The organism is Pseudomonas sp. (genome assembly GCF_036404235.1).
Taxonomy (GTDB): domain Bacteria; phylum Pseudomonadota; class Gammaproteobacteria; order Pseudomonadales; family Pseudomonadaceae; genus Aquipseudomonas.
In genome coordinates, this window is sequence record NZ_DASWOT010000215.1 from 63,810 (window position 1) to 89,566 (window position 25,757).

A 25,757-nucleotide genomic window follows, 5' to 3' on the forward strand; every position below is an offset into this window, starting at 1 on the left:
GCGTTCTGTCCGGTTCTCGCATGGATCAACGAAACGCAGACACAGAAATGCTGCGACCGGCCCAGTCAGGGCCGACGCATAAGGGGTTTGAAATCAGGGGGAATGCCGACACCGGAAGTGCCGCAACAAGCAGTAAAACTGCTAACGCCGCGCCGCCGAACAGAATTTAACGACTTGCCACAGCGCCCTTGGACATGCGACCGATCTTCTTCTCGATCTCGCGCTTGCAGTCCATCAGCGCCGCTTTGTACGTATCACCATTACGCCCGGCACGGATGCTTGGGGCGATGATGCTGATGGAGTAATTTCCGAGGTAAGTCTCCAGCGCCACGGCAAAAGTGCAGACGCCTTCAATGTGTTCCTGATCATCCACCGCGACGGCAGACTGACGAACGTCTTGCAGTTGGGCAATGAGCTGGGCGCGGGTCAGTGTGTGCTCGGTCAACTGCTGAAGCTTCTTCGGAAGAATGGCTTGCAATGCATCGTCGGAAAACGCAGCCAGCATTATTTTTCCTGCTGCGGTGGCATAGGCGGGAGCCTCGATGCCCACCGAGAAGACAACCCGCAACTCTCGCTCGACAATGATGCAATCGACGACGTTGACCTTGGCGCCCGCCAGCGTCGCCAGGCACACCGACTCACGAACCTGCGCCGACAAGGAGTTCAGGTACTCCCTGACACTGGAAATGATGTCGGCCTGGGTCTGGTGAATAAGCTGCCCGAATGCATGACCCAGGCGAAAACCACCGGATGGGCCGATCGACTCGACCAGGTGCTCCTCCTCTAGCGCAACGATGATGCGGTGCACTGTGGAGCGCGGCAATTTGACGATGTTCGCGATCGCCGAAAGACTCAGCCCGCCAGAGTTGTTCCCAAGCGCACGCAAAATGGCGGCTGCTCGGGCGATGACCTGGATGCTGGGTTGCTTACTCTCGACCGGGTCGCTTGAATCAGACATTGGATCACTCCAGAAAAAAAAGCATTACATCCCTAACGGCAACAGCTCGCAAATTTATCGCTGTCGATTTCGGGCTATCAGGCAAGGACGGCGCCGCCACTGAGCAGTTTGTGCAACGTATGAACGAACGGCCCCGTCAATGTCTCGGTGGAATCGGGACTGTGTAGTGACTCAGTGACCAGGCCGGTTATGGACAAGGCCATCAGATGAGCCAGCTCATTTAACTGGACCGCTGTGCGCTGCGTCGACATGCAGTCCAAAGCGGTCAAGAGCAACGTCAGTTGGGTCCGCAGGTTATGCTGCGCCACGCGCCAACGGAGCACCACGGGGCACTCCGGCGCACCGATTTCGCCATCTTTCAACAAGATGGTGCAGAAGTCTCGGTGGTGTTGGACGTTGAGCGTGTCATTGAGTGCGCGAGCGAAATGCTCGAAACCTTGCGGCGGATCATTCGCTTTCACGAAGAACTCCTCCAGGGGCAATACCGAGGCGTTCATGATCGACAGCAGCAGATCCCCCTTCCCCTTGAAATGCCAGTAAACCGCACCTCGACTTAGACCTGCACATTTCGCAATGTCATCAAGCGTCGAATAGGCGTAACCGTACTCGGCGAACATCCGTGTGCCCGCCGCCATCAACCTGATACGCGTCTGTTCTGACTCTTCAACCGTTTTTCTCGCCATGACAATCGTTACCTGATCCTGTGCACCCGGTGGATGTCATTCAGCCTCCACACACCTCGGCATCGCAAAAACCGAGCATTGCAGGTGGGCCGCATTATGGTACACTTTCTCGCATTACGGTACACACCAAGTTCCTTGCATACAAGCTGGCAGTCCACATCCTCAAAAAAATCAGGTAAGAACCATGAAGTTGAAAGCACTTATTGTTGCGATTCTGCTGGGCGCCAGCCTGCAAGGTTGCAGCTTGATCCCTGCTTACCATCGGCCCGAAGCGCCGGTGGATCAGAGCTGGCCTCAAGGTCCGGGCTATAAAGCCTCATCAGTGGGTGCGGCCAACAGCGCCAAATTCATCGCTGACCTGCATTGGCAGCAATTCTTTCGCGACCCGGCCATGCGCCAGTTGATCGGGTTGGCCTTGACCAACAACAGGGACCTGCGCCAGGCGGCCTTGAATGTCGATGCTTACCGAGCGCTGTATCGCATTCAGCGCTCTGAGTTGTCACCCACCGTTGACGTCAATGGCTCAGGCAGCAAACAACACCTTCCGGCAGATCGGGCGATTTCCGGGAAGAACGGGACCTATGGCGACTACGAGCTCAATGTCGGCGTCGCGTCCTACGAGCTGGACGTGTTTGGACGTATCCAGAGCCTGGACGAGAGCGCCCTGCAGACTTACCTGTCGACCGAAGAAGCCCAGCACAGCGTTCAGTTGGGTCTGGTGGCCAGTGTCGCCAGCGCTTACCTAACCTGGCGGACAGACCAGCAACTGCTGCAGATCGCGCAATCGACAATGGACACTTACATCCATGGGCTCAACGTGATGCTGTCCGCCCGCTCTGCCGGCACGACTTCTGACCTGAGCGTGCGTCAGGCACGCACTCTTGTAGACACCGCACGCACCAAGACCCTGTCCTACACTCGCAGGGTCGCCCATGACTTGAACGCCTTGGCGCTGTTGGTCGGCACCCACATACCCGGCAATCTGCCTGACAACGGCGATTGGACGCAGCGGATGATCGCCTCCATTCCGGCCGGTTTACCCGCAGACATATTGCGGCAACGGCCTGATGTCAGAGCAGCGGAGCGCGACTTGATTGCCGCAAATGCCAACATCGGTGCAGCGCGGGCAGCGTTCTACCCCTCCATCACTTTGACGGCGAATGCTGGCGTGGCCAGTGCACAGCTGTCCCATCTGTTCGCCGGAGGTCAGGGTCAATGGACGTTCATCCCCCAGATCAATATCCCGATCTTCAATGGGGGGCGTTTGAAGGCGAATCTCAATTACGCAGAAATCCAGAAAGATATCCGCGTGGCTGCCTACGAGAAGAGCATCCAGGTCGCCTTCAGTGAAGTCGCCGATGGCCTGGCCTCAGCGGGAGTCTACGACGAGCAACTGCAAGCGCACCGCGATCTGGTGCAAGACAACAGCGCGTATCTGGATCTGGCACTTAATCGCTTCCAGCACGGCGTCGATAACTTCCTGCCCGTCCTGGACGCCCAGCGCAATCTGTTTGCGGCGCGCGAAGAACTCGCTTCCAACCGCTTGTTGCAGCTTCAAAGTCAGGTCCAGCTCTACCGCGCCCTGGGCGGCGGCTGGGACGACACGCAACTTGCCAGTGCCAGGCATTCCGATGCCCATCTCGAATAGCCGAATGAGAACGTTGATATGACCCTAGGTTTTCGAGACAGGATGCCATTGGTTACCGATAGCCCAAACGATGCTCACGCTGACGCCCATGAAAATCAATCTCCGAATCTTTGCCGAGATCGACCTCAATTTGATGGTTGTCTTTATGGTTATTTACGATGAACGAAATGTTTCGCGCGCGGCGCTCAAGCTTGGCGTCGGCCAGCCGGCGGTGAGTGGCTCGCTGGCGCGGTTGCGTGCGCGTTTTGGCGATCCGTTGTTCGAACGAATGGGTAACGGCATGGAACCGACTGCCAAAGCGCACGACATCGCTCGTAAGCTAGCGCCTGCAATCAGAACGATCGAGGCGATCCTGGGGCAGTGCTGAAAAATGCACTCAGCGCAATGGCCACCAGGCGGCCATGCTCTTGATTCCTGGCAACATTCAGCCCGTCAGACGGCAAGTGGTGATCTATCAGTGACGGGGCAACCCTGCCAGACGGTACGCTTAACGGTGCCATGAGTCCTGACGACGCCAAACGGGCGATGTCGCTGCTGAAACAGGGCACGTACCTGAAAGTCGATTTAGCCGTCACGTCGCGGGCCGTATGCCTTGCCATCCATGGCGGCGAAATGGGTATCCGTCACCGGACTGGGTTCTACCCGGATGGGGTTCAAGTCCCCTATAGCCCGCCCATCACCTCTCCCGTAATCCCCAGCACCTCATCCAGCAACTTCTCATCAATGGCGGTGGAGACAAACCAGTTATGTCGCGGATGCACGTATAACCCACGCTGCGCGCAGCCCTGGGCAAACCGGGTAGTCATTTCCCGGTCAACCTCCCCCTCGAAACACAAGTACGGCATGGTGGGATGCCCGGTCACCGACGCAGGCAAACCAAGGACCCGCGCCTGGTCGAGCAAGCCTGCAACCAGTGCGCTGCCGCTGCGGTGCATGCGCGCCACGCCGTCCTCTTCTTCCAGCACTTGCAGCGTGGCAAGGGCCGCCGCCATCGGCACGGCACTGAACCAGAACGAGCCGGTGGCGAACACCTCGGTCGCCGCCTGTCTGGCGCGAGCGTTGCCAAGCAGAGCGGACAGCGGGTAACCGTTGGCCAGGGCCTTGCTCCAAGCGCTGAGGTCGGGCATTACGCCCAATGGCTGCCAACTGCCGCCGAACGCCAAGCGCAAGCCGCAGCGCACCTCGTCCAGGATCAATAGAGCATCGTTACGGTCGCACTGGGCGCGCAGATGGCGGGCAAAGGTCGGGTTTACCAGTTCCTGCACCAGCCCGGCGTCATGCCGAAACGGCGAGGCGATGATCCCGGCCAGGTCGTTGCCGGCCTCGGCGAGGGCCTGGTCGATACTGGCGATGTCGTTGTAGCGGTAATAGATAAGGTGGGCACGGTCGGCCGGGGCTACCCCGTGCAAGCTCGGCGTACACCAGGGGGCGGCGCCGTGGTATGCGCCTTCGGCGACTAGAATCTTGTTACGTCCGGTGGCGGCTCGGGCTACGGTGAGGGCCAGAGTGGTGGCATCGGTGCCGTTTTTCATGAACATCGCCCACTGCGCGTGTTCAACAATCGAGACCATGCGTTCGGCCAAATCGACGATCAACGGCGACGGAGTATTCTGACAGTCTGCCAGGCGCATCTGGCGCTGTACCGCTTCCTCTACCTTGGGATGGTGATGGCCATGCAGGATCGGTCCATAGCTGCAGAGCAGGTCGATGTAGCGTTTGCCGTTCACGTCCCAGATATAGGCCCCCTCACCCCGACTGAAAAACTGCGGCGCACCGGGCCAGTGCGTAGAGGTGTTCTGGTGTCCGTAAATGGTGCCAGGTATCACAGCAGCAGCGCGCTCTAGCAACTGCCGTTCGATGAGGCTGCTCATTCTCACTCCTCGGCCAGGGCTTGGCGGTATTGGTCGGAATCGACGTTCGCAGTCGCGCTGAGCGCATCAAACCCGGTGGTCTTGCGCTGAGTACTGCCGCGCACCACCGCGAGGGGATCTTCGAAATCGCGTGCATACCCCAAGGCGAAACTACCGCACTGATAGCCCATGACCTTGAGCAAGTCATCCGGTAGCGTCAGGGCCAATTCCAGCGGGGTCGAGAGGTACTGATTCTCCTCTTGGCGCACCCAGCCCACGGCGTAGGTGATATTCAGCGCCTGGCGTACGCCGGTGGAGCGGTTCTGCCCGGCGCCATGATAAATCTTGCCCGTGTAGAACAACGCAGAGCCGCGCTTCATCACCGCCGGGATACTGTTTTGCTGCTGGTACTTCTGGCCGGGCCCTGCGCGATGGCTACCGGGCACTATGCGGGTGGCCCCGTTCTCCTCGGTGTAGTCGCTCATAGCCCACAGCAGGTTGCACTGCACCTCGTAGTCCTCTGGAAATGGAAAGAAATCCCAAGCCAACTCGTCACGATGGAGAATCTGTGCCGGTGCGCCGGGGTGTACCGTGATCACTTGGGTCAAGTGCAACTGGAAGGTCGAGGCCTTGGCCAGGTGCAGCGCGGCAGTGCCCAGCACCACCTCGTTCATGATTATTTCCCGCGCGGCCGGCGAACGGGCGATCATTGAGCCGGTGCGCTGAGTGGTCTTGCCCAGGAAGTTATCGCCACCGTAAGGGCTGGCCTTTACGTGCTCGGCCATTTGCGCCTGGATGCGATCCATTAGCTCGTTGGAGACCAGTTCGTTGACGATCACATAGCCGTGTTCGCCGAGAGCGGCCGCCACTTCGGCGCAGGTTGCGGTGTTGGGGAGTCGGACCAACATAGGTCACCTCGCTGTGTAAATGGGTAGTGAATCAATGAGCCGGCTCATGCGCCGGGGGCTTCGGGTAGGGTCTGGCCAACGTCGACCACAATGCTCAGGCGATTCCCGTGCTGGCGACGGTGACCCGTACCGTGGTGGCGAAGAAATCCTTCATATCAACGCCTGTGCCAGGCACTCAGGCCAGTTCCTTGAGCAGCTCGTAGCGGCTCGGCGAGCCCTTGCGGATGGCAATGGCCGCGACGTAACCGATGACGAACGACAGCACAACCACCAGCACCATCCCGATTGCGACGCTGTTGGCGTTGTCGCCACCCACCAGTGACGGCAAGTTGGACAGCGCGATCCACAGGCACGCCAGTAACCCGATCAGGCCCCCGGCTGGCGCAATGGCGGTGTTCCAAATGCGCGTGTCGTTTTGCGTGCGCTTGAAGAACACCATTACCGAAGCGCAGGTCAGCGACAGGATGACCATGTAGCCCAGGGTTCCGGTGGTAGCGCCCCAGGCATAGATCTGGGTCACCGGGTCCATGCCCAGCACGATCAGCAGACCCAGGAACACGTACGAAGCGACGGTTTGAGTAGCCGACGACACGTGCGGCGAACCATGCTCGGGGTGCACATTGCCCAGGTTACGATGGAGCACGCCGTAGCGGCCGAGCACGTACTGGTAGCGCACCACGATGTTGTGCAGCGAGAGCATGCAGGCGAACAGGCTGGTCACCAGCAACACCTGCATGACGTCTTGAAAGGCTTTGCCCAGATACTGCTCGGTGAGGATCAGGTACATGTCGCCAGGGTGATCGGTCGCTATCTTCATCACATTGGCGGCGCCGAAGCCGATCACTTCAAACCACATCGACACGACGTAGAAAGCCCCAACGATCAATACAGCAAGGTAAGTGGCTTTAGGAATGGTGCGTTCTGGATCACGGGCTTCTTCGCGAAAAATCACCGTAGCCTCAAAGCCAATGAAGCTAAAGATCGCAAACAGGATGCCCAGCCCCGGCGAGCCGGCCATGATAGTGCTGGGGTGAAAGGGTGTGGTGTCCATGCCGGCCACGCCGTGGTCCATGAATACCGAGAGGTTCACCAGCAGCACGATGCCAATCTCCAGTATCAAGGCAATGCCGAGGAACTTGGTGCTCAACTCGATGTGTCGGTAGCCCAGCACGCCGGTCACGGCAATCATCGCCAGCGACATTACCCACCATGGGATGTGTAGCCCGACGAAGTTCTTCACAAGGTCGCTGAGGGCATATCCGATATACGCCTGCAGGGCGATCAGTATGAGGAAGTAGGAGATCAGTGCCATGGTCGCCGAACCCAGTCCGACGGTGCGGCCCAGGCCCTTCTGGATGTAGGCGTAAAAGGCACCCGCGTTTTTGATGTACTTGGACATCGTGACGAAGCCTATGGTGAACAGCAGCATCACGATGGTCGCCACCAACGCATCGAAGGGCGCGCCAGCACCATTACCCATAGATATGATCAATGGCGTGTTGGCGACCATCACCGTCAAGGGCGCGGCGGTGGCAACCACCATCAGCACTATCGAGGTGACGCCCAGCGATCCCTTCAAGCCGTCCGTCCGAGTCGGTGGTTCAGTGGATCTCATGCTTGCGGATGGTTCTCTCATGGTCATGGCCCAGATGTTCGAGTTGATCGGAAATACGCAACGGGGCAGCAGCCAAATGGCTGGAAAGGTGTGCGCGAGGACCGCTTGCGACGCTGGCCCTAGGGTCTGTTGACGTTTCGTTGTGAGCCACAACGAAACGTCAACAGACCCTAACGTGTACCGCAATGATTATCGCCATGAGCAGAGCGCAGTTCTTGGCAGCAGCGAACAGATTGTTGTTAGGGGAATACAGAAAACCGGCGCGGTGATGGTGTGCTTTGAGGGGTGTCACGACGCATTTATGTCTTGCACCAGGCGGTCAGGCACAAGCCTTGCACACATCCAGCCAGAAGTACCGATCACCGCTCCACGGCTCGAGTACCCCCTATGACCCAAATGCTCTCCCCTAGCCCCCGCCGCAGCGCCGGGCCCACGGTAATGGCCACTGCGATCAGCGGCTTCGCCGAGTTCATCGAGCACCAGGGTGCTGACGCACAAGGCATACTGCACCGCTCCGGGCTTGGCACAGACCCGCTGGAACCCAGTGCGCCCATTCCGCTATTCGGCTTGTGCCGCGCCATGGATGACGCTGTCCGGCGCACCCACAACGACAACTTCGGCCTGTGGTTCGGTCACCAATTTGCACCTCAGTCGCTGGGGCTGCTGGGCTACCTGGCGACCTCCTCGCCCAACTTGGGCCAGGCCCTGCGCAACATGGTCGAGTACTTTCCGGTGTACCAGCAAAGCAGCCTGTTGCGCCTATGCGAAGCGCAAGGGATCTGCCGCCTGGAATACCGCCTGCAGGACGCCGCGATCACCAGCCGCCGGCAGGATGCCGAGCTATCGCTGACGCAGTTCTGCAACGTCATGCGCCTGGCCCTGGGCCCAGAGTGGGCTGCGCTGGAAATTCATTTCGAACATCCGCGCCCAGGCGATTGGCAGGCGCACAGCGAGGCATTCGGCACCGAAGTGCGCTTCGCCATGCCGTGCAATGCGATCCTTTTTCGCAGCACCGAATTGTGTCAACCGATGCCCTACTCCGACGGCCAGCTACTGGCAATTATCAAGCAGAGCATGCAACAGCTGCGCCCAGCCATGGCCCCCGTTGCGCCGAGCCTGGTGGAAAAGGTCAGAGAACAGATTCTCGGGCTGCTGCCGGACGGGGAGCCGCGCCTGGACCAAATCGCCGAGCGCCTCCGCGTGCCAACCTGGACCCTCCAACGGCGGCTCAAGGAAGAAAGGGAATGCTTTAAGCAACTGATTGAATCGATCCGTCGCGAGCTTGCTCACACCTATCTGCAAGAGGAGCGCCTGTCGATCTCCGAGCTGTCGTTTCGCCTGGGCTACACCGAGGTCAGCACATTTTCCCGGGCCTTCATGCGCTGGCACGGGATGTCGCCCAGACAGTGGCGTGAGTTGCAACGCGGGCTGGCCTAGCCTCTGGGTGGGCAGGCACAAAGCGGCGTCACGCACTTTGCGGTCAGTTCGTCACTTTGGCCGACAGGCTCACATCTTTAGATGTCAGCGCCGTTGCGATGGAGGCGACCGGGGTTTACTGGATTCCATTGTTTAAGGTGCTGGACGCCCGTGGGTTTGACGTTTATCTGGGCAATTCGCGGGTCACCCGGCAGATATCGGGCCGCAAATCCGATGTACTGGATTGCCAGTGGATCTGGCAACTGATGAGCCATGGTTTTCTACGTGGAGCCTTTGGACCTTCGGATGCCATCTGTTCAATGCGTTCGCTGGTGCGCCAGCGTGCCAATAAAGTCCGTGACCAGGCGCAGGCGCTCAACCGTATTCAAAAGGCATTGAGCCAGATGAATATCCAGCTCGCCAATGTGATCAGCAATATTGCCGGGGCGACCGGCATGAAGATTCTGCGCGCGATTATCAGTGGCAGATTAATCGCCATCCTTCATCCGTCGTGCCACCAGATATACGCCCAGCCCAACCAAAGCGGTAGCCGCACCAATATACCCGGTACTCGTCCAACCCAATCCAGCAGTAATAGCCATCCCGCCAAACCACGGTCCCAGCGCGTTCGCCAGATTGAATGCCGCATGGTTCGATGCCGCTGCGAGGCTAGGTGCCTCATGGGCGATATCCATCAAGCGAATCTGCAGCGGAGCAGCCAATGCCACCATAGTACCGACCAGCCCAATGCCCAGCATCACTCCCCATAGCGAACCCGCAGCAAAGGGGAAGAACAACAGCACCGCCATCGACCACACCAGTAATAGGCCCACTGCGCGGAACTGTAGGCGGTCGAAAAGCTTGCCCCCCACTATGTTGCCAATGATGCCACCAACGCCAAACGCCGCCAGGCCAAAGGGAATCCACTCTGGCGTCACGCGGGTCACGTCCAGCATGGTCGGGGCCAGGTAGCTGAACACACAGAACATGCCGGCAAAGCCTATAGCGCCAATGGCCAGAGCCATCCAGATCTGTGGCTGCTTGAAGGCGCGCATCTCTTTATGCGGGTCGCTGCGCGGCTCGTCGTGGCGATCGGGCACGAAGCGCCACACCAGGGCGATGGTGGTGATTGCAATCAGCCCCACCAGCGCGAAGGCCGAGCGCCAGCCAAAGAATTGCCCCAGAAAGGTAGCGATGGGGTTACCCAGCAGCATCGCCAGGGTCAGCCCCATCATCACCCGCGCCACGGTGCCGGCCCGCTTGTTGGCTGGCACCATGCTGGACGCCACCACAGCGGCAATACCGAAGTAGGCACCGTGGGGCAGACCGCTGATAAAACGAAACGCCATCAGGGTGCCGTAGGTCGGGGTAAAGGCCGTCGCCAGGTTACCCACGGCATACAGGGCCATCAGCAGCATCAACAGGTGCTTGCGCAGCAGTTTGGCACCAAGGATGGCTAGCAGTGGCGCGCCCACCATAACCCCCAAGGCGTAAGCACTGATTGCATGACCGACCTGCGGCTCGCTCAGGTGCAGGTTGCTCGCGATGTCGGGCATCAGGCCCATGATGGCGAACTCGCCTGTGCCAATGGCAAAGCTGCCAACGGCCATGGCGGCTTCCATTTTGGCAGCGGAGCGCGCGGGCAGGACAATATCGGGGGTTTGCTGAATGGACATGGAGGTAGCCTGTTCTCAAGGGAGCAAAAAAGTGAAGGGCATGAACAGCACAGCGGCACTGGGAGAGCCTTGAACCGTTCTCCCTGCGCCGTCCGGATTGGCTTATTCAATAAATCGATTACGACCGGCCAATACCGCAAAGACAATCTGCAGGCACGCCGCAGATAACAGCAACCACAGCGATACCTGCCAGGTGCCGAAAACACCATGTAGCCAACCGGCCAGGAACGGCCCCACCGATCCTAAGCCATAGCCTACACATTGGGCCATGGCCGACAACGAGCTCGCCTGGTGGTGATCACGAACCCGTAGACCGAATAATGTCAGGCACGTGACCATCGACATCCCTGCCCCCACCCCGGCGAACAATAACCAGATCAAAGACAAGGCAGGTGCCCAGACCAGACCCGCCATGCCAACGGTGATCGCCAGCGAGCATACGAACCCCAGCAGACGCTGATCTTTCAGGCGCTTGATGGCAATGGAAGTAGACAGGTTGGCGACGACGGCAATGGCTTGATAGGCAAAGAGATGAGCACCCGATTCCGAGGCACCAATCCCGACCGAACTCGCCATGGCGGGATACCAGTCAATCAAGGTGTAGAACGTAACCGTCTGCAGTGCCATGAACATCGACACCTGCCAGGCGATGGCGCTTCCCCACACTGATTTACTTGCAGCAGGTGGTGCAGCAGGAGCCCGGCCACGAGCGCGCTTCAAGTGCGGCAACCAACATGCGATGGCTACAAGGGCAAGGACAAACCAAACCCCAAGGGAAATCTTCCATGTATAGCCGGTAAGCACCGACAACGGAGCTGAAAGGCCGCTGGCCAGTGCAGCCATCAGGGCCATGGTTGCGGCATATAACCCAACGCACAGAGCTGCGTGACTTGGGAAGTCTCTCTTGACCAATGGAACAACCAGCACATTTGCGGTGGCAATGCCTCCACCAATGAGCAACGTTCCTAACCATAGGCCAGTGTAAGTACCACTGGAACGGATGATGCAGCCGATTGCGATAAGGCACAGCGCACCAAACAACGCCTGCTCCAATCCAAAACGTCGCGTCAGCCAAGGAGCCAGCGGCGAGGCAGAAGCGAACATCAGCAAAGGCAGGGCGTTCAGAAGACCGGCAGCAGCGCCACTCAAGGAAAAATACTGCTGCACTTGGTCAAGAACTGGCCCAAGCGAGGTAATCGGTGCCCGCAAATTCGCGGCGATTAGCAAAATGCCAATTAGCAGGGATGAGGCGAATAGAGAGTGTCCGGCACGAACGGCCGAAGATGAATTGATCATAAGTACCACGCACAACTGGGGACGAGTTAATCCCGTGTGTGCGTTGGTTGACGTTAACGCTTACGCAAAGCACTCGATAGCGCAATGTCTGCGCAAAATGCTAGCAAACAGTACCCCTTCATTCAAGGAGTTCGACAATTCGTCTCAATCGCCGTATCACAGAGCGATTCTGGCGATCGACACGCCCGGTTGCAGGCCTTCTTGAGCCACCTGATCTTTGAAAAGCGAGGTGTAAAAGGTCATTGCCGCATGGTGATCCTAGCCCTTACGTCAAGGATCGGGTCGATGACTTTGCCTTGCGCTTACAGCACAACCGACACTGCCCCACCTTGAGCAACACATGGGCACACAGGTGCAGGCTCATGCTAATGAGAGGGACAGTGTCCTGAAGTTCAGCAGATCAGACTGTCACTTCGGCATCGCTATTTTGCTCATAAAACGCAGCGGTACTCCTACACCAGGCCTCTAGGGCATTAATGACTCGTTTGGCCGCCGTCAATAATGAAAACCTGGCCCGTCGCAAACGTTGCCATCGGCGAACACAGATAAAGGACAGTATTGGCCAATTCGTCTGGTGTACCAGGGCGCCCCATTAGTGGTCCTGAGAGTACCTCGCCACGCATAGTGGGATCTGCTAACCAGCGCTGAGTCATTGGTGTCTCGACCAAGCCGGGAGCCAGTGCGTTGACCCGGATCCCTGACTTGGCGTAGTCGACCGCTGCAGCTTTGGTCAGACCGATAACGGCGTGTTTTGCCGCGACATAAGGCGCCATTCCACGATCGGCAATAACGCCAGCGACCGATGCGGTATTGACGATGACACCGCCGCCCGCCTTCAACATATGCCCGATCTGATATTTCAGGCACAGGAACACGCCCTTGACGTCTACCGCCATCACGCGGTCGTACGTTTCCTCATCCTGTTCTGCCAAGGGCAATGTCGGCGGCAAGATCCCGGCATTATTGAACGCGCAGTGCAAACCGCCGTAAGTCTTCACTGTGGTGTCCACCAGCGCTCGGACTTGGGCGGCATCGGCGACGTTGGTCTTGACGTACAACCCCTCACCACCGGCGGCCTTGATCAACTCAATAGTCGTTTGACCTTCCTCGCTAACATCGCCCACGACCACTTTCGCGCCCCGTTTGGCGAACGCCAATGCTGTAGCGCGGCCGATACCAGTACTCCCACCCGTGATCAAGATGACCTGACCGGTAAAATCAAGCAGCTCATCGCTCATGTTCGTTCAACCTCATCAGTCGTTGCGGTTCAGTTGAGATGCGCTCTTCACATCTTGGGGGATTCCCGGTCCCCATTTCGGCGTCACTGTCTCAGTGCCGAAAGACGTTTGTATCACAATGCAGTCATCTGTACCATAATGTGAAACATGCTTTGCAAGCTAAAATCTGCCCGTATCTGGCCGAAGCTGCATCGCGCAGCGAAGCTTGTCTTACGACTACCTGGTCATCGCGATAGGAAGCAAAACCAACGATTTCGGTACACAGAGAGCGGCAGAGCACTGCCTGTTTCTCGACACTACCGAACAGGCGGAGCGCTTTCACCGTCAATTGCTCAATCATTACCTGGGAGCGCATGCGAACGCCGACACTCCATTTTTATCGCCAGGGCGGCGAACCATCCTTCGCTGTCAGTGACTCAGGATCCCGCGATCCAGCAATGCCTGGTCCCACTCCGGCGCATCGCCGATGCGCGCGATCAGAAAGTCGATCAAGGTCCGCACCTTGAGGGCCCGACGTTGGGTTTCGGGATACACGGCAGCGAAATCGAAGGATGACAAGCGATAGTCGACAAGAATCGGCACCAGTCGCCCGCTGAGTAGCTCGTTGCTGGCAATGAGGGTAGGCAAGCAGGTGATGCCGGCCCCGCTCAGGGCGTAATCACGCAACAGATGGACCGAACTGGAACGCACCTGACCGTGCAAGGTCAGATCGACACACTCCTCTCCCCGAGTGAACTGCCAGCGATTGCGTGATGGATAGCCACCGTACAGGGCAATGCGGTGATCCTTGAGCTGCTGGGGATGCTCGGGAGCATCATGCTCGCGCAAATACGCGGGAGACGCACAGAACAGCCGATGCACGTTGAACAGCTTGCGCACCACCAGACGCTCGGCCAGCGGCGGGAACATCTGGAAGGCAATGTCGAAGCCCTCTTCGATCGGATCGACCACACGGTCGTTGACCACCACATCGAACTCGATCTCGGGATACATGGCAGTGAACTCCGCCAACATAGGGCCCAAGTGATCGATCGCGAATCCTTGCAGCACCTGGACGCGCAACTGACCCGTAAGGTTGGAACGTTGATTGCGCATTTTTTCGGTCAGGCCGTGAAAGCCGGCGACCATGTCGGCGCATTCCTGAAAATAGGCTTCGCCGATATCCGAGAGACGGACGTGACGGGTGCTGCGATGAAAAAGCGGCGAATTGATGAACGTCTCAAGCTGTTGCACACGATGGGTAATCACTGAACGGGTCACGCCCAACTGCTCCGCCGCCTTGGCGAAACTGCCGGTCTGCGCCACGCGCACGAAAGCTTCCGTAATGAGTAGACGATCCATGACCTCCCCTCTTCTTATAATTATTGGCTGGCGCACATGTTGGATGAATCAGGCACAGCCTGCCGTTGCATAGTACGGCTGTGCCTGGCATCCCACCAGCGAGGCGATCAGGAAAGGCGGTAATCGGTTGCTTCTACCTCGTGGGTCCGGCGCCAGAATTCGACTGCGTTGAACGGGAAGTTCTGGGTGACCCGCCCTTTGCTGTTCTTGTACCAGCTGTTGACCCTGGAGAAGCCCCAGGCACGCAAGCCATTGGCCTGATCGACCCGCTGGTTGTAGCTCTCGAACACTTGCGGCTTGATCTCCATGCTCTGGTGCCCGCCTTCCAGCAACAACCGCACGGCATCGACGATGTAGGTCGCGGTGAACTCGGAGAACTGGATGATGGTGCTGTACACCACCAGCCCGGTGTTGGGGCCATACATGCAGAACATGTTGGGGAAGCCCGGCACGGTCATGCCCATGTAGGCGCGAGCGTCGTCATCCTTCCAGACCTCGTGCAGCGCCAGGCCGTCGCGCCCGGTGATGTTGATCGGCATAAGAAACTTGGAGGCATGAAAGCCGGTGCCGTAGACGATCAGATCGAACTCATGTTCAGTGCCGTCGACACAGCAGATGCCCTTGGGCGTGATCGCCTCGATAGGCTGGCGAATCATGCTGACGTTGTCGCGCTTGAGCGTCGAGATCCAGGTGCCGTTGTCACGGATGATGCGCTTGCCGCCGACGGGAGAATCCGGAATCAGCACATCGCGCAGGTCCGGCCGGTCAGCGAACTGCGGCTCCATCCAGGCACTGATGTCCCGGCGCAATTGATCGTTGCGCGCCGATACCGCGACTTCGGTCGGTGGGTAATTGACATCGACCACGACATCCTCAAGAAAGCCGACGCTCTGCGGCATGACCATGGCCGCCCGGTACCACAAGCTGTAGTTGGGCAGATTGGCGAGCAGCCATTTGCAGCTGTCGGAGATTTTCTCGTGCAGGTCGGGCGTGGGTAGCAGCCAGTTGGTAGTACGCGCAAAGACCTTGAGATCGGCGGCGGTCTTGGCCAATTGCGGGATGAACTGGGCAGCACTCGCGCCCGTGCCGATCACGGCGACGCGCTTGCCGCTCCAGTCGACGTTGTGGTCCCACTGCGCCGAGTGGAATGCCGGGCCTTGGAACGTCTCTTTGCCAGGAATGGCCGGGATCATCGGCCGATTAAGTTGCCCGACGGCGAACACCACCACGTTGCTGTCGACATGGGTTTGCCCGGCACTGTCGCGGCAGAGCAGTTGCCAGCGCTGTTTGTTTTCATCCCAATGGGCGTCGGTGACTTCGGTATTGAACTGGATATGCTCGTACAGGCCTTTCTCCCGCGCCACCGCCTGCATGTAGCTGAATACCTGTGGGCCGGGGGCGAAACAGTCGTCCCAGATGCTGCGGGCAAAGGAGAAGCTGTAGAAGAAACTGTTGATGTCGATGCGGCAACCCGGGTAGGTATTTTCGCGCCAGGTACCGCCGACATCGCAGCCTTTCTCATAGACAACAAAAGGCACACCGGCCTGCTTAAAGCGCAACGCTGCGATCATGCCGCTCTCGCCCGCGCCGATGATCACCACCTTGAAGTCACGGCCGGCGGCCACATGCTCCTTATGCCAGCGAGGGGCGCGAGGGTCTTCTTCGGCCGTCACGAGTTCCTCGGCGACCAGAGGTAGGTAGGGCTCGATGACAGGCCCCATCAGCCAGGTCCCAATGGCGTGAAGTTGGTCGCTAGTCGGCCGCACTGGCACGGGCAGTCCACTGTCGCGAAAGGCTAATAGTTTTTGCAAGCAGAACTCTCGCACCTCGGCTTCGACCTCGGCGCTCATCCCGCTTCCCGCCACGCCCATGGCAACGACAGGCTTCCAGTCGGGCTTGAGCACATCGAGGTCGCCAGTCAGGTGCGCGACGGTCATCAGCAAGATCGGAATGTCGGCCCCTTGCAGGTGCCCACGCAGGGTTTCATCATCACACTCAAGGGAAGCCACAGTGGTGTTATAGGTGCTCATGGGTAAACCTCTTATTCTTGTTGTCGGGATATTGTCGATCGGTCGTACAAGGCTTAAACGGTCTGCAACCAGGGTTCTATCTGGTCACTCAGCCAATCCAGCGCTTCGGTACTGGCACTCAGGAACGGCATGGTCACGAAGCCGTGCATCTGCCCGCTGAAACAGCGTTCACTCACAACGATGCCGGCCTCCGCCAGCCGGTCGGCGTAGGCCTGACCTTCGTCACGCAGCACATCGAACTCCGCGGTCAGCACCACCGCCGGTGGCACGCCACGCAGGTCCTTTGCCGCCAGCGGTGATGCCGAAACCTGCTGGCGCTCGTTGGCATCCGGCAGGTAGTGATCCCAGAACCAACGCATGTCCTCACGGGTCAGCAGCAGTTGCCGTTGCGGGTCGAGATAACCTGGCCCGTCGAGATCCGCCTGGGTGGCCGGATAAATCAACACCTGCAAGGCCCAGTGCAACTGGCCACGCTGAGCAGCACGCTGGGCGAACACGGCCGCCAGGTTGCCGCCGGCACTGTCGCCCGCGACGATCAGTGGTCCGTTGGCCGAGCCGGCGAGCTGCTCGCGATGAGCCACGAGCCATTGTGCGGCGCGCTCGACATCATCCAGGGCGGCCGGAAAAGGAAACTCCGGGGCCAGCCGGTAATCAACGAGGACGACGGTGCAGTCAGTACGGTGCGCCAGCTGGCGAGCGAAGTGATCGAAGTCGTCGAGCCCACCCACGACCCAGCCCCCGCCATGCAGGTAGAGGATGGCGCCGCGTACCGAGGCGCTGGGCGTCAATACACGCAGGCGCGCCCCACCCAATTGCACCTCCTCGACGCTGTGCATGGTCGGTCCCACGGCCTCCGGGCGCAGGCTCGCCATGACTTCACGAGCCTCGTAGGGGTTCATCAAATGAAACGGTTTCAGGCCGCTCTCGGCCAATTGCTCAAGCAATCGGGCAGACTCGACATCAAGCGTCATAGCATTGCTCTCCTGTCATGGGTGCACCTTCGTGGGTGCGTTCTGAACCTCGGCCAACCACAGCAAACCGTCCTGCTGGTACACCGGGACGCTGTCCAGATGCGCGCCTTCGCACGGGCCATCGATGCAGTGGCCATCTTCGAAACGAAACATCGCCCCGTGGTGCGCGCACATCAGCAGTTGCGTCTGATAGGTGCTGAACGACCCCGGTTGATAGTCCAACGGGATGGAAAAATGCGGGCAGCGGTTGCGGTAGACCCACACCTGCGTACCCCGCCGCACCGCGATCAAGGCAGTGGCTTGGCCTCGCAGCGTCACCTCAAGCCCGAGTGCTCCACCATCGGGTACCTGATCGAGGGCGCACAGCCAAATATTCGCCACGGCTCATGCTCCCATCTGAGGATTACCCAGTCCCCAGCTCCAGGGCCGGATCTCGACACGCTCGAACAGTCCGGCCTGGGCATAGGGATCGTCGGCAAAAAAAGCCTCGGCCTCGCTCAAGCTGCCGGCCTCCACCACCAGCAGGGTGCCATTCATGACCCCTTCGCAGTTGCTCAACGTTGGCCCACCCAGGCGCACCACCACGCGATGGGGGTGGGGCTCACGCAGGTATTCGCGATGCCTGGGCCGGATCTCCCTGCGCAATGGCTCGTGGCCCGGTTTGTCGGTGGCGAAGATGGCAAAAAACTGGTTCATGCCGTGGCCTCCAAGACGAAGTCGAACGTCGCGATATGGAAATCCGTCCCGATATCGAATTGCTCGGCCAGTGGGTCGCTGGCGAACCGCAGTTCGTACACGATGCGCAGCGAATCCTTGACCCCGAACACGGCGTCAGAATCGATATAGGGATCGTCGTCGTTGAACAGATGGGTCACCAGGCGTCGATGACCCGGCGCATCGAGCATGAAATGCAAGTGCGCCGGGCGCCACGGATGACGGCCGCTGGCCTGCAGCAGATCGCCAACCGGACCGTCGGTGGGGATCGGATAACTCACCGGCACCACACTGCGAATCGCATAGCGGCCCTGCTCATCCGTGTGGTAACGACCGCGCAGGTTGCCGTGCGGCTGCGCGACGTCCTGACCCGAGTACTGCCCGTTTTCGGCGGTCTGCCAGACATCCAGGGTGGCTCCCGGCAAAGGGTTGCCAGCGGCGTCGCGGACGTAGCCGGTGATCAACGAGGCGCTGCCGGGAATCAGCGCCATGTTTTCGCCGTATTCCCGCTCGGGCATGCCGGCGATGTAGAACGGCCCAAACACCGTGCTCTGCGTCGCCTCGACGCCACTGCGGTGCTCGATGGCGTCGACCAACATGGACAACCCCAGCACATCCGAGAGCAGGATGAATTCCTGACGCACCACGTCGTCACACTTCTGCCCGGTGGCCGTGAGGAACTGGATCGCTTGCAACAACTCGGCCTCGCTGAGCTCGACTTCGCTGGCAAACTGGTGAAGATGCCCCACCAATGTCTGCAGCAAAAAGCGCAGGCGTGCATCGGGTGTGTGCGCAAAGCTGTTGAGGGCGCGGGCGGTAATCTCACGCTCGGAAGACAAGTCGAGGTTATTCATATTGTTATTCTCGTGTGGCTATCGACGGACAGCGGCAACACCTTCAGGCCGGTGCTTGCCCCTTCAGCGCCCGGGTCAGCAATGCCTCAATGGCATCCTGTTCGAACGGCCGCGGGTTGTAGTACGGGCTGGCACAGGCAATGCTCGCCGCTTCGGCTGGACCATGCTCGGGGAAGCCGAACTCGGCCAACGCCAAGGGAATGCCAAGGCGACGGTTCAATTCGTACAGCAGCGGCCCGACTTCATCGGCTTGCTCGCCGCCCAATGCTCTTGCAGCACGGCGCAATGGCTCGGCCGCCGCACGGCGGTTGTAGTGCGCCGCGTGGGGCAGGACGATGGCGTGGGCCTGGGCGTGCGGCAGGTTAAAGGTGCCGCCGAGGGTGTGACACAGCTTGTGGTGGATCGCCATACCCACCGAACCCAGGCAGATGCCGGCCAGCCATGCGCCTTGCAGCGCCTGACCACGAGCCTCGACGTTTTGCGGGTCGTCGACGATTTTCGGCAGTGCTTGCGCCAATGCGCGGATCGACTCTTCGGCCATCAACGAGATCACCGGGTTGGCGTCTTCGGCGTACAGGGCTTCGATCGCATGGGCCATGGCGTTCATGCCCGAGCAGGCCGACATACCCACCGGCAGGGTCAGCGTCAGCTCCGGGTCGTAGATCACGGTCTTAGGCAGGACCCGTGGATCGCGACCGGTTTTCTTCAAACGGTTTTCGGTCAAGCCGTAGATCGGGGTCATTTCCGATCCGGCGTACGTGGTCGGCACCGCCAGGATCGGCAAGCCGCTGTCCATGGCGATGGCTTTACCCAGGCCGATGGTCGAACCACCACCGACGGCCACGCAGCAATCCGCTTCGCGGCGCACGGCCTCCTCGCGAGCCGCTTGCGCGGTTTCCAGTGGCACGTGCATCACCGCCTGGGGGTAGACGCCGGCGCTGCGATCACCCAGTAACTGTGCGACCTTCTCGCCCAGTTCCTGTTGCTCCGGGGTAGTCAGGATCAGCGCGCGACGCGCGCCCAGCCGTTGGATTTCGTCGCTGAGGCTGGCCAGTTTGCCGGCGCCGAAAATCACTCGGGTCGGCGTGCCTTGATAGATGAATGCGTTCATGGGGTCACCTCAGCGCGGGTAGTGGGGAAGGATCTTGGCGTCGACGTTGACCCATACCGAGCGAGCTTCGGTGTAGTCGTGGATGGCATCGAACCCCATCTCCCGGCCGTAACCGGATTGACCCAAACCGCCGAACGGGCTGCCGGGGCTGACACGCTTGTAGCAGTTGATCCAGCACATGCCGACGTTGATCTTTTCCGCCACCCGATGGGCGCGCTGCAGGTCACGGGTCCACAGGCCACTGCCCAATCCGTAGTCGGTGCCATTGGCAATCTCCAGCGCCTCTTCTTCAGTGGAAAAGCGCAGCACGGTCACGAACGGGCCGAACACCTCTTCCTGGGCGACACGATCACCGGGTTTTGCTTCAACGATGGTCGGCTCGACATAAAACCCCAAGGCCAGCGCAGGATCGCTCGGCGTCTTGCCACCTGTGAGGATGCGGCCGCCCTGCTGGCGGGCGATGTCGACGAACGAAAGCACGCGGTCGCGGTGCAACGCCGAGGTCAGTGGACCCATCTCGGTGTTTGGGTCCAGGGGGTCGCCGAGGCGAATCGAACGGGCCAGAGTGATGAATCGCTCGAGAAACTCATCGGCGATGCTTTCTTGCAGCAGCAAACGTGAACCGGCGATGCAGGCCTGGCCCTGATTGTGGAAGATCGCCCAGGCGGCACCGTTGACGGCAGCGTCGAGATTGGCGTCTTCGAAAACGATGTTGGCACCCTTGCCGCCCAGCTCCAACTGCACGCGTTTGAGGTTGCCCTGGGAGGCTTCGACGATACGTCGCCCGGTGGCGGTAGAACCGGTGAAGGCGATCTTGCCGACATCAGGGTGTTCAGCCAGGCGTTGCCCAGCAGTATGACCGTAGCCTGGGACGATGTTGACCACGCCGTCCGGGAAGCCCACTTCTTTCATCAATTCAGCGATACGCAGCGTCGACAGCGGCGTCAGCTCCGACGGTTTGAGTATCACGGTATTACCCGCGGCCAGCGCCGGGCCCATTTTCCAGCTGGTGAACATCAGCGGGAAATTCCACGGCACAATCTGACCCACGACACCGATCGGCTTGCGCTGCACGTAGTTGAGAAAGCCTGCGTCGACCGGAATCACCTTGCCTTCAATCTTGTCGGCGATACCGCCAAAATAGCGGAAACAGGCGGCGGTGCGCGGTACGTCGAGGATCCGTGAATCACGAAGGGGATGGCCCGTATCCAGCGACTCCAGGCGCGCCAGTTCATCGCTGCAGGCCTCGATGCGGTCGGCCAGCTTCATCAGCAACCGCCCCCGCTCAGCGCCCGGCGTGGCCGCCCAGCCTGGGAATGCGCGCTTGGCCGCGGCCACTGCGAGATCGACGTCCCCGGCCTGGGCCGCGGCAATACGCGTGATCAGCTCGCCGTTGGCAGGGTTGACGACATCGATCTCGCCGCCTTCAAGGGCGGGGACGAACTGGCCGTCAATGAACAATTGGTTTTGCATGAGCAAAGACTCCCTGCAGTGCCTGGATAGGCACTGTAAAATGCACTGGTATAAGGACGCCTGCCCAGCCTGAATCGCTGGGCTGCGATAATCAAAACTCGACGGGGTACGGCTTGAGTTCGCCGCTTTCGTAACGCTGAGGCAGGTTGGGGGTAGCGTTTTCCCAGACCAGCAGCATCGAGCGTTTGGTCGAGTAACCTTGGTGGCGGATGTCGGCGGGCATCGCGCAGATATCACCAGCGCGCATGGTGATCCGCGCACGGGGATTGCCGTCGTCCTTGTCGCCGATATCCCAGACGATCTCGTCGCTGAGCTGCAGGAACCACTCGATCCGGTCATTGCCATGGACAATCGGCAGGACGAACTCTTCGGTGGTCGGGCAGAACAGACTGGTGCGGCACACCGAGGTCACCGAAGGGTTCCAGCTAACGTCGGAGCGCGACAGGTACTTGAACAGGCTGAAGGCGTGCAGTTGGCCTTCAAAACCCTCGGCGGCGTGTACTTCGGGCTCGTCCTGGGCAACATCGGCAAAATGGCGGTTGACCGGCAGGTCGTCGCGCAATGGCGAATCCCCTTCCAAGCCAGGCATGCGGCGGGTGGCAACGCGGAAACGCTCAATTGCCTCGATGTTGTCGCCGTGTTTGCGGCCAAATGCCGTACCGGTTTCGGAAGGTGCGGCAAACGGGTCAAAGCCGGCGTTGGTCCAGTCGCGCAGGATTGCCTTGAAGGTGGCCATGATCTGCGGCGTTTCGAACTGCTCGGTGTAGTCGACACCGGCGGCTCTTAAGACACCATTGAAAGTGCCCGCGTACATGTCGACCTTGCCGTACAGGTTGCGAGTACCGAAGACGTGGTCGAAGTTGACCCAGCCGTAGAAAAAGCCCCACGCCACGTCACGCATGACGGCGCGCAGGAAAGCGTCTGCCGGGATCAGGTGCGAGCGGCGCTCACCCTTGGCCGGCCATTCGATACGGGCGAAGTATTCGTCGCGGGAGAGTTTGAAGGCACCCAGCGTATAAGACTTGTAGCCGGTGATGGGGTGGGCGGCGCTGGCGTCCACCAGGTTGTCAAACGACAGTGCGTTCTCGGTTTCAACTGCTTCGAGCATAGCCATGATTGGCTCCTGTTATTTTTGGAGTGATGTCGAGGTCAGAACACGGATCATTTCAGGCAGATGTCAGCCCACTTCTCGACGCTGAGGGTGCCCTGTACGGTTTGCAGCAGCAGCACGCAGGGGGCGCTGGCTTCGAAGCGATAAGCGCAGCCGGCAGGCAGCAGTGCCTGGTGGCCGCGCTTGAGCAGCACGTAGCCCATTGGCCGACCTTTCGGCAGTTCGCCAGCAAACTGGGTGCCCTCGCCTTGCGCCGGTGCGGCGTCGAGCTTGAGGAAGTCGACGCGAACGCTGCCGTCGACAGAGATGACAAACTCGTCGTGGGCACAGGTGAACCAGGGAGAAGTACCTTCAGCGCGCAGCGTTTCGATCACATAGCTGAGATTGAGACCCACGACGACTTTCTCGTAGGGTGCCGATTGCCCGGCGACTTCGAAGATATTGGAGAAGGCATAGTGGCTTTTTTTGCCGGTCACCAGCTCGATCGAGCCTTTGGTGTAGTGCGCCAGCGAGCCGAAAACTGTTTTGAATGCAGGTTGAGTACTCATCGTCTTAGCCCTGTTATTTTTGTGTTTGATTGACTCAACGTTAAGGTGCCCCCCTTGCCCTAACAAGGCCATTATGGGCGAAATGACTGTTCGCGAAACGCGAACAACAGTCCGACACCACCGAGCGCTCGAGCGCCGAAGTAGCTGAGTTGTTCGTTTTCAGCGAATTATCTATTCGCCAAGATTGCTCTTGCCGTGCGGGGGGCAGTGAATTTACCGTCTGGGCACTAGCCTATAAAAACAACAGGGCCAAGTCATGAGTAACCCTCCCGCCTTTTAGACGATCTTCGGGTCGTGCACGTAATACCCACTACAAACAATAACAATAAGGTAAATACCTCTATGCGTATCCCTATCGCATTACTGTGCGCAATATTTTCGTGCACCCTGTGCGCGGCGTCTCCCTCTCAGCCGGGAGAAGGTGACCTGGCAACCTGGCTGATACCCGAATTGGAAAGAGACACCGGTATTCGCATTTATGGCGTCGTTGATGCGGGGTTTTCACGTAACAATACATCGACCCGTAGTGAGCGCCACGGTGGCCTGACCAACTTGCCTGTGGCGGGTTACGCTGACGAAAAGTTCGAACTGTCTTTCTTCAATCTGTTTATCGAAAAGCCTCTTAATACCAGCTATGTTCCGCGCGCTACGCCACTGCCGGGACCGCAGCCTACTGAGGCGTCATTCGGTTTCACTTTCGGGTTGCTCTATGGTCGCGACGGTCAATTTGCGCGAACCACCGGCTGGGATGAGCACTGGGGGGTGAATGAGCCGGGCGCATCAGACTCGGCCAAAGCTCAGCGAAGCCGGCAAAACTTCTACGCGTTTCCCGACCTGTTCGGCACGGCCTATCTGCCTGTTGGCACTGGGATCAGCGTCATGGCCGGGATCTTCGGACCGGGGGTAGGCTACGAGATTCCACCGAACATCCGAATTGCGCGCAATGCTTTTGCTACCAAAACTTATGCATTTGTAACCGAGCCAGCGACCGTCAGCGGTGTCGTTTTGGGTACGAGGCTAATCAGTACCGAATCAAGTCTGCTTGGTGGCGAGCTAGGCATTGTGCAGGGCTGGAATAATCTGAGAGACAATAACGACAGCAAATCCCTGTTAGGCGCAATACGTTGGCGCAGGGCCGACATGCAAGGATGGATCGATTATGAGTTTATTATTGGCGACGAGCAGAATAAATCTGTCGATGATATTCAAGCACCCACTTCTCGCTTGATTTCATCCAATGGCCAACTCAAGCAGCAACATTCATTGAATGGTTGGTTCGCGCTTGACCAGCATTGGTCAATCGGCGCCGAGGCGGTTTATGGACGCCAAAGTGGCGACGGCAAAGTTGATACTGTCGATATCGTGACAGGCCCGCGGTTCTCAGGCGCTCACTGGTGGGGCGTGAACAGTTCTCTGAGTTATGAATATCGCAAGGACCTTATCTTCTCGGCGAGGGTAGAACATTTCGCGGATCCCGACGGTTTCGCACTGTTCCCGGTATCAATAGCACACGGTGCATTCAACGCGCTGACTTTGGGCTTTCGCTATGAAGCAACGCGTAATCTATCGTTACGCCCTGAGATCCGATATGACTGGTTTACCGGCAGCGATGATGACAAACCTTTTGGCAATAGCAGAGACCGCAAGCAGGCTACCGCGACGGTGCAAATGCTCTATTATTTCTGACCATATACAGTCGCAAGTGATGGATCATTTTGGGGTCTAAGCAGCGCGGGAGATTCTGAGCTTTCGAAATGCGGGTCACTTTTTCGTAGCAGACTGAGATGTTTTATATCTCGTGTTACGGGTAAACATCAGGCTCATTGCACGCACCCTCAAGATGAGGATGCCTTTATGGATGAAGAATTTCGTAAAGCTCAGACCGTACTCTTCCTTCACCAGTCGAGCTTCGATCATCAGCGCCCTCATGGCTCATAATCGCAACAAGCCAGGTTTTAGCCAGCGCACCCTTGAAGAAAAATTTGCCGCGGCCAAACGCAGCATTGGTGAATTTGAATAGGTACCGAAAATCGCGAGGTTCGCTATCGCATTTTGCGGTGTTTTTTTGCCCGTCCTGATCTTGAATGGCAACACCCATTAATTGCTACTGCATCGGAACTCATGCCAAAGCCACCCAACCACTCAACCCCGCATAGACACCGGATGGAGAAAGCTATGGGCGCACACAAGATCCAGCCCCGCTTCTGATTTGGGATGGTGACCTTTAAGAACGAAGAATCGGAACTGAGCTTCCAGGGTTTAGCGCCGCGGAGCGGGTGAGGAAAAACGCCCTAATCGACCGGAAACAGGGCGTTT

At 59.0% G+C, this 25,757-nt stretch carries 23 protein-coding genes and 2 pseudogenes; 7 read left to right on the forward strand and 18 right to left on the reverse strand.

The window, feature by feature from the left end:
- Positions 1 to 166: 166 nt before the first annotated feature.
- A complete protein-coding gene (locus tag VGC62_RS27270) occupies positions 167 to 958 on the reverse strand; it encodes an IclR family transcriptional regulator (RefSeq protein WP_331190179.1) in 792 nt (263 codons plus the stop codon).
- 77 nt (positions 959 to 1,035) lie between these two features.
- Positions 1,036 to 1,641, reverse strand: coding sequence for a TetR family transcriptional regulator (locus VGC62_RS27275; RefSeq protein WP_331190180.1), 606 nt, complete (start codon positions 1,639 to 1,641; stop codon positions 1,036 to 1,038).
- Between the two features lie 184 nt (positions 1,642 to 1,825).
- Here VGC62_RS27275 and VGC62_RS27280 point away from each other — a divergent pair, with 184 nt between their 5' ends.
- The gene (locus VGC62_RS27280) at positions 1,826 to 3,289 is read left to right on the forward strand and encodes an efflux transporter outer membrane subunit (protein ID WP_331190181.1); all 1,464 of its coding nucleotides are present in this window, start codon (positions 1,826 to 1,828) and stop codon (positions 3,287 to 3,289) included.
- Positions 3,290 to 3,377: 88 nt separating this feature from the next.
- A complete protein-coding gene (locus VGC62_RS27285; protein ID WP_331190182.1) occupies positions 3,378 to 3,656 on the forward strand; it encodes a LysR family transcriptional regulator in 279 nt (92 codons plus the stop codon).
- 295 nt (positions 3,657 to 3,951) lie between these two features.
- Here VGC62_RS27285 and VGC62_RS27290 read toward each other — a convergent pair whose 3' ends face one another.
- The 3 genes from VGC62_RS27290 to VGC62_RS27300 form a co-directional block, all read right to left on the reverse strand.
- Entirely contained in the window at positions 3,952 to 5,160 is a 1,209-nt protein-coding gene (locus VGC62_RS27290) for an aminotransferase class III-fold pyridoxal phosphate-dependent enzyme (RefSeq protein ID WP_331190183.1), read from the reverse strand.
- A gap of 2 nt (positions 5,161 to 5,162) precedes the next feature.
- On the reverse strand, positions 5,163 to 6,047 hold the full coding sequence (locus VGC62_RS27295; RefSeq protein WP_331190184.1) for a phytanoyl-CoA dioxygenase family protein: 885 nt from the start codon (positions 6,045 to 6,047) through the stop codon (positions 5,163 to 5,165).
- Positions 6,048 to 6,222: 175 nt separating this feature from the next.
- Positions 6,223 to 7,662: an APC family permease gene (locus VGC62_RS27300; protein ID WP_331190185.1), complete on the reverse strand. Its 1,440-nt coding sequence runs from the start codon at positions 7,660 to 7,662 to the stop codon at positions 6,223 to 6,225.
- A gap of 387 nt (positions 7,663 to 8,049) precedes the next feature.
- Here VGC62_RS27300 and qhpR point away from each other — a divergent pair, with 387 nt between their 5' ends.
- Both qhpR and VGC62_RS27310 read left to right on the forward strand, forming a co-directional pair.
- Complete coding sequence (qhpR, locus tag VGC62_RS27305) at positions 8,050 to 9,099, forward strand: AraC-like transcriptional regulator QhpR (protein WP_331190186.1); 1,050 nt, start codon at positions 8,050 to 8,052, stop codon at positions 9,097 to 9,099.
- A gap of 53 nt (positions 9,100 to 9,152) precedes the next feature.
- Positions 9,153 to 9,563, forward strand: a pseudogene (locus tag VGC62_RS27310) (IS110 family transposase); the annotation flags it as partial.
- Between the two features lie 3 nt (positions 9,564 to 9,566).
- On the opposite strand, the gene VGC62_RS27315 reads toward VGC62_RS27310, so the two are convergent.
- From VGC62_RS27315 to VGC62_RS27325, 3 genes are all read right to left on the reverse strand, one after another.
- Positions 9,567 to 10,754, reverse strand: a complete 1,188-nt coding sequence (locus tag VGC62_RS27315; protein WP_331190187.1) for an MFS transporter — start codon at positions 10,752 to 10,754, stop codon at positions 9,567 to 9,569.
- A 102-nt stretch (positions 10,755 to 10,856) separates the two neighbouring features.
- Positions 10,857 to 12,050, reverse strand: coding sequence for an MFS transporter (locus VGC62_RS27320; RefSeq protein ID WP_331190188.1), 1,194 nt, complete (start codon positions 12,048 to 12,050; stop codon positions 10,857 to 10,859).
- Between the two features lie 473 nt (positions 12,051 to 12,523).
- Complete coding sequence (locus VGC62_RS27325) at positions 12,524 to 13,288, reverse strand: glucose 1-dehydrogenase (RefSeq protein WP_331190189.1); 765 nt, start codon at positions 13,286 to 13,288, stop codon at positions 12,524 to 12,526.
- A gap of 199 nt (positions 13,289 to 13,487) precedes the next feature.
- On the opposite strand from VGC62_RS27325, the pseudogene VGC62_RS27330 reads away from it, so the two are divergent.
- Positions 13,488 to 13,646 (forward strand): annotated as a pseudogene (locus VGC62_RS27330) (FAD-dependent oxidoreductase); the annotation flags it as partial.
- A 50-nt stretch (positions 13,647 to 13,696) separates the two neighbouring features.
- Here the strand turns inward: VGC62_RS27330 and VGC62_RS27335 are convergent.
- The 10 genes from VGC62_RS27335 to VGC62_RS27380 all read right to left on the reverse strand — a co-directional run bounded on the left by VGC62_RS27335 (position 13,697) and on the right by VGC62_RS27380 (position 23,441).
- Positions 13,697 to 14,629: a LysR family transcriptional regulator gene (locus tag VGC62_RS27335; protein WP_331190190.1), complete on the reverse strand. Its 933-nt coding sequence runs from the start codon at positions 14,627 to 14,629 to the stop codon at positions 13,697 to 13,699.
- Positions 14,630 to 14,736: 107 nt separating this feature from the next.
- Positions 14,737 to 16,659, reverse strand: coding sequence for an NAD(P)/FAD-dependent oxidoreductase (locus VGC62_RS27340; RefSeq protein WP_331190191.1), 1,923 nt, complete (start codon positions 16,657 to 16,659; stop codon positions 14,737 to 14,739).
- Positions 16,660 to 16,712: 53 nt separating this feature from the next.
- Positions 16,713 to 17,630, reverse strand: a complete 918-nt coding sequence (locus tag VGC62_RS27345; RefSeq protein WP_331190192.1) for an alpha/beta hydrolase — start codon at positions 17,628 to 17,630, stop codon at positions 16,713 to 16,715.
- A 15-nt stretch (positions 17,631 to 17,645) separates the two neighbouring features.
- The gene (locus tag VGC62_RS27350; protein ID WP_331190193.1) at positions 17,646 to 18,011 is read right to left on the reverse strand and encodes a Rieske (2Fe-2S) protein; all 366 of its coding nucleotides are present in this window, start codon (positions 18,009 to 18,011) and stop codon (positions 17,646 to 17,648) included.
- A 3-nt stretch (positions 18,012 to 18,014) separates the two neighbouring features.
- The gene (locus tag VGC62_RS27355) at positions 18,015 to 18,326 is read right to left on the reverse strand and encodes a YciI family protein (RefSeq protein ID WP_331190194.1); all 312 of its coding nucleotides are present in this window, start codon (positions 18,324 to 18,326) and stop codon (positions 18,015 to 18,017) included.
- Positions 18,323 to 19,198 carry a dioxygenase gene (locus VGC62_RS27360; protein ID WP_331190195.1) on the reverse strand — a complete coding sequence of 292 codons (876 nt, stop codon included), beginning with the start codon at positions 19,196 to 19,198 and terminating at the stop codon, positions 18,323 to 18,325. The genes VGC62_RS27355 and VGC62_RS27360 overlap by 4 nt, the downstream gene beginning before the upstream one ends.
- 43 nt (positions 19,199 to 19,241) lie before the next feature.
- Positions 19,242 to 20,309, reverse strand: a complete 1,068-nt coding sequence (locus VGC62_RS27365; RefSeq protein WP_331190196.1) for a maleylacetate reductase — start codon at positions 20,307 to 20,309, stop codon at positions 19,242 to 19,244.
- Between the two features lie 9 nt (positions 20,310 to 20,318).
- Positions 20,319 to 21,782 (reverse strand): aldehyde dehydrogenase family protein, encoded by a 1,464-nt coding sequence (locus VGC62_RS27370; RefSeq protein ID WP_331190197.1) that lies wholly within the window; start codon positions 21,780 to 21,782, stop codon positions 20,319 to 20,321.
- Positions 21,783 to 21,873: 91 nt separating this feature from the next.
- Positions 21,874 to 22,896, reverse strand: a complete 1,023-nt coding sequence (locus tag VGC62_RS27375; protein WP_321374940.1) for a hydroxyquinol 1,2-dioxygenase — start codon at positions 22,894 to 22,896, stop codon at positions 21,874 to 21,876.
- Between the two features lie 47 nt (positions 22,897 to 22,943).
- Positions 22,944 to 23,441, reverse strand: a complete 498-nt coding sequence (locus tag VGC62_RS27380; protein ID WP_331190198.1) for a hydroxyquinol 1,2-dioxygenase — start codon at positions 23,439 to 23,441, stop codon at positions 22,944 to 22,946.
- Positions 23,442 to 23,783: 342 nt separating this feature from the next.
- On the opposite strand from VGC62_RS27380, the gene VGC62_RS27385 reads away from it, so the two are divergent.
- A complete protein-coding gene (locus VGC62_RS27385) occupies positions 23,784 to 25,127 on the forward strand; it encodes an outer membrane beta-barrel protein (protein ID WP_331190199.1) in 1,344 nt (447 codons plus the stop codon).
- A gap of 172 nt (positions 25,128 to 25,299) precedes the next feature.
- The gene (locus VGC62_RS27390) at positions 25,300 to 25,461 is read left to right on the forward strand and encodes a hypothetical protein (RefSeq protein ID WP_331190200.1); all 162 of its coding nucleotides are present in this window, start codon (positions 25,300 to 25,302) and stop codon (positions 25,459 to 25,461) included.
- Positions 25,462 to 25,757: the final 296 nt, after the last annotated feature.

Bases quoted from the DNA above. Each gene is read 5' to 3' on its own strand.
- VGC62_RS27290 (WP_331190183.1), bottom strand. From the start codon at position 5,160: ATGAGCAGCCTCATCGAACGGCAGTTGCTAGAGCGCGCTGCTGCTGTG.
- VGC62_RS27370 (WP_331190197.1), bottom strand. From the start codon at position 21,782: ATGCAAAACCAATTGTTCATTGACGGCCAGTTCGTCCCCGCCCTTGAA.
- VGC62_RS27385 (WP_331190199.1), top strand. From the start codon at position 23,784: ATGCGTATCCCTATCGCATTACTGTGCGCAATATTTTCGTGCACCCTG.
- VGC62_RS27270 (WP_331190179.1), bottom strand. From the start codon at position 958: ATGTCTGATTCAAGCGACCCGGTCGAGAGTAAGCAACCCAGCATCCAG.
- VGC62_RS27275 (WP_331190180.1), bottom strand. From the start codon at position 1,641: ATGGCGAGAAAAACGGTTGAAGAGTCAGAACAGACGCGTATCAGGTTG.
- VGC62_RS27315 (WP_331190187.1), bottom strand. From the start codon at position 10,754: ATGTCCATTCAGCAAACCCCCGATATTGTCCTGCCCGCGCGCTCCGCT.
- VGC62_RS27320 (WP_331190188.1), bottom strand. From the start codon at position 12,050: ATGATCAATTCATCTTCGGCCGTTCGTGCCGGACACTCTCTATTCGCC.
- VGC62_RS27325 (WP_331190189.1), bottom strand. From the start codon at position 13,288: ATGAGCGATGAGCTGCTTGATTTTACCGGTCAGGTCATCTTGATCACG.
- VGC62_RS27335 (WP_331190190.1), bottom strand. From the start codon at position 14,629: ATGGATCGTCTACTCATTACGGAAGCTTTCGTGCGCGTGGCGCAGACC.
- qhpR (WP_331190186.1), top strand. From the start codon at position 8,050: ATGACCCAAATGCTCTCCCCTAGCCCCCGCCGCAGCGCCGGGCCCACG.
- VGC62_RS27280 (WP_331190181.1), top strand. From the start codon at position 1,826: ATGAAGTTGAAAGCACTTATTGTTGCGATTCTGCTGGGCGCCAGCCTG.
- VGC62_RS27300 (WP_331190185.1), bottom strand. From the start codon at position 7,662: ATGAGATCCACTGAACCACCGACTCGGACGGACGGCTTGAAGGGATCG.
- VGC62_RS27345 (WP_331190192.1), bottom strand. From the start codon at position 17,630: ATGACGCTTGATGTCGAGTCTGCCCGATTGCTTGAGCAATTGGCCGAG.
- VGC62_RS27355 (WP_331190194.1), bottom strand. From the start codon at position 18,326: ATGAACCAGTTTTTTGCCATCTTCGCCACCGACAAACCGGGCCACGAG.
- VGC62_RS27375 (WP_321374940.1), bottom strand. From the start codon at position 22,896: ATGGCTATGCTCGAAGCAGTTGAAACCGAGAACGCACTGTCGTTTGAC.
- VGC62_RS27390 (WP_331190200.1), top strand. From the start codon at position 25,300: ATGAAGAATTTCGTAAAGCTCAGACCGTACTCTTCCTTCACCAGTCGA.
- VGC62_RS27380 (WP_331190198.1), bottom strand. From the start codon at position 23,441: ATGAGTACTCAACCTGCATTCAAAACAGTTTTCGGCTCGCTGGCGCAC.
- VGC62_RS27360 (WP_331190195.1), bottom strand. From the start codon at position 19,198: ATGAATAACCTCGACTTGTCTTCCGAGCGTGAGATTACCGCCCGCGCC.
- VGC62_RS27295 (WP_331190184.1), bottom strand. From the start codon at position 6,047: ATGTTGGTCCGACTCCCCAACACCGCAACCTGCGCCGAAGTGGCGGCC.
- VGC62_RS27285 (WP_331190182.1), top strand. From the start codon at position 3,378: ATGAAAATCAATCTCCGAATCTTTGCCGAGATCGACCTCAATTTGATG.
- VGC62_RS27340 (WP_331190191.1), bottom strand. From the start codon at position 16,659: ATGAGCACCTATAACACCACTGTGGCTTCCCTTGAGTGTGATGATGAA.
- VGC62_RS27365 (WP_331190196.1), bottom strand. From the start codon at position 20,309: ATGAACGCATTCATCTATCAAGGCACGCCGACCCGAGTGATTTTCGGC.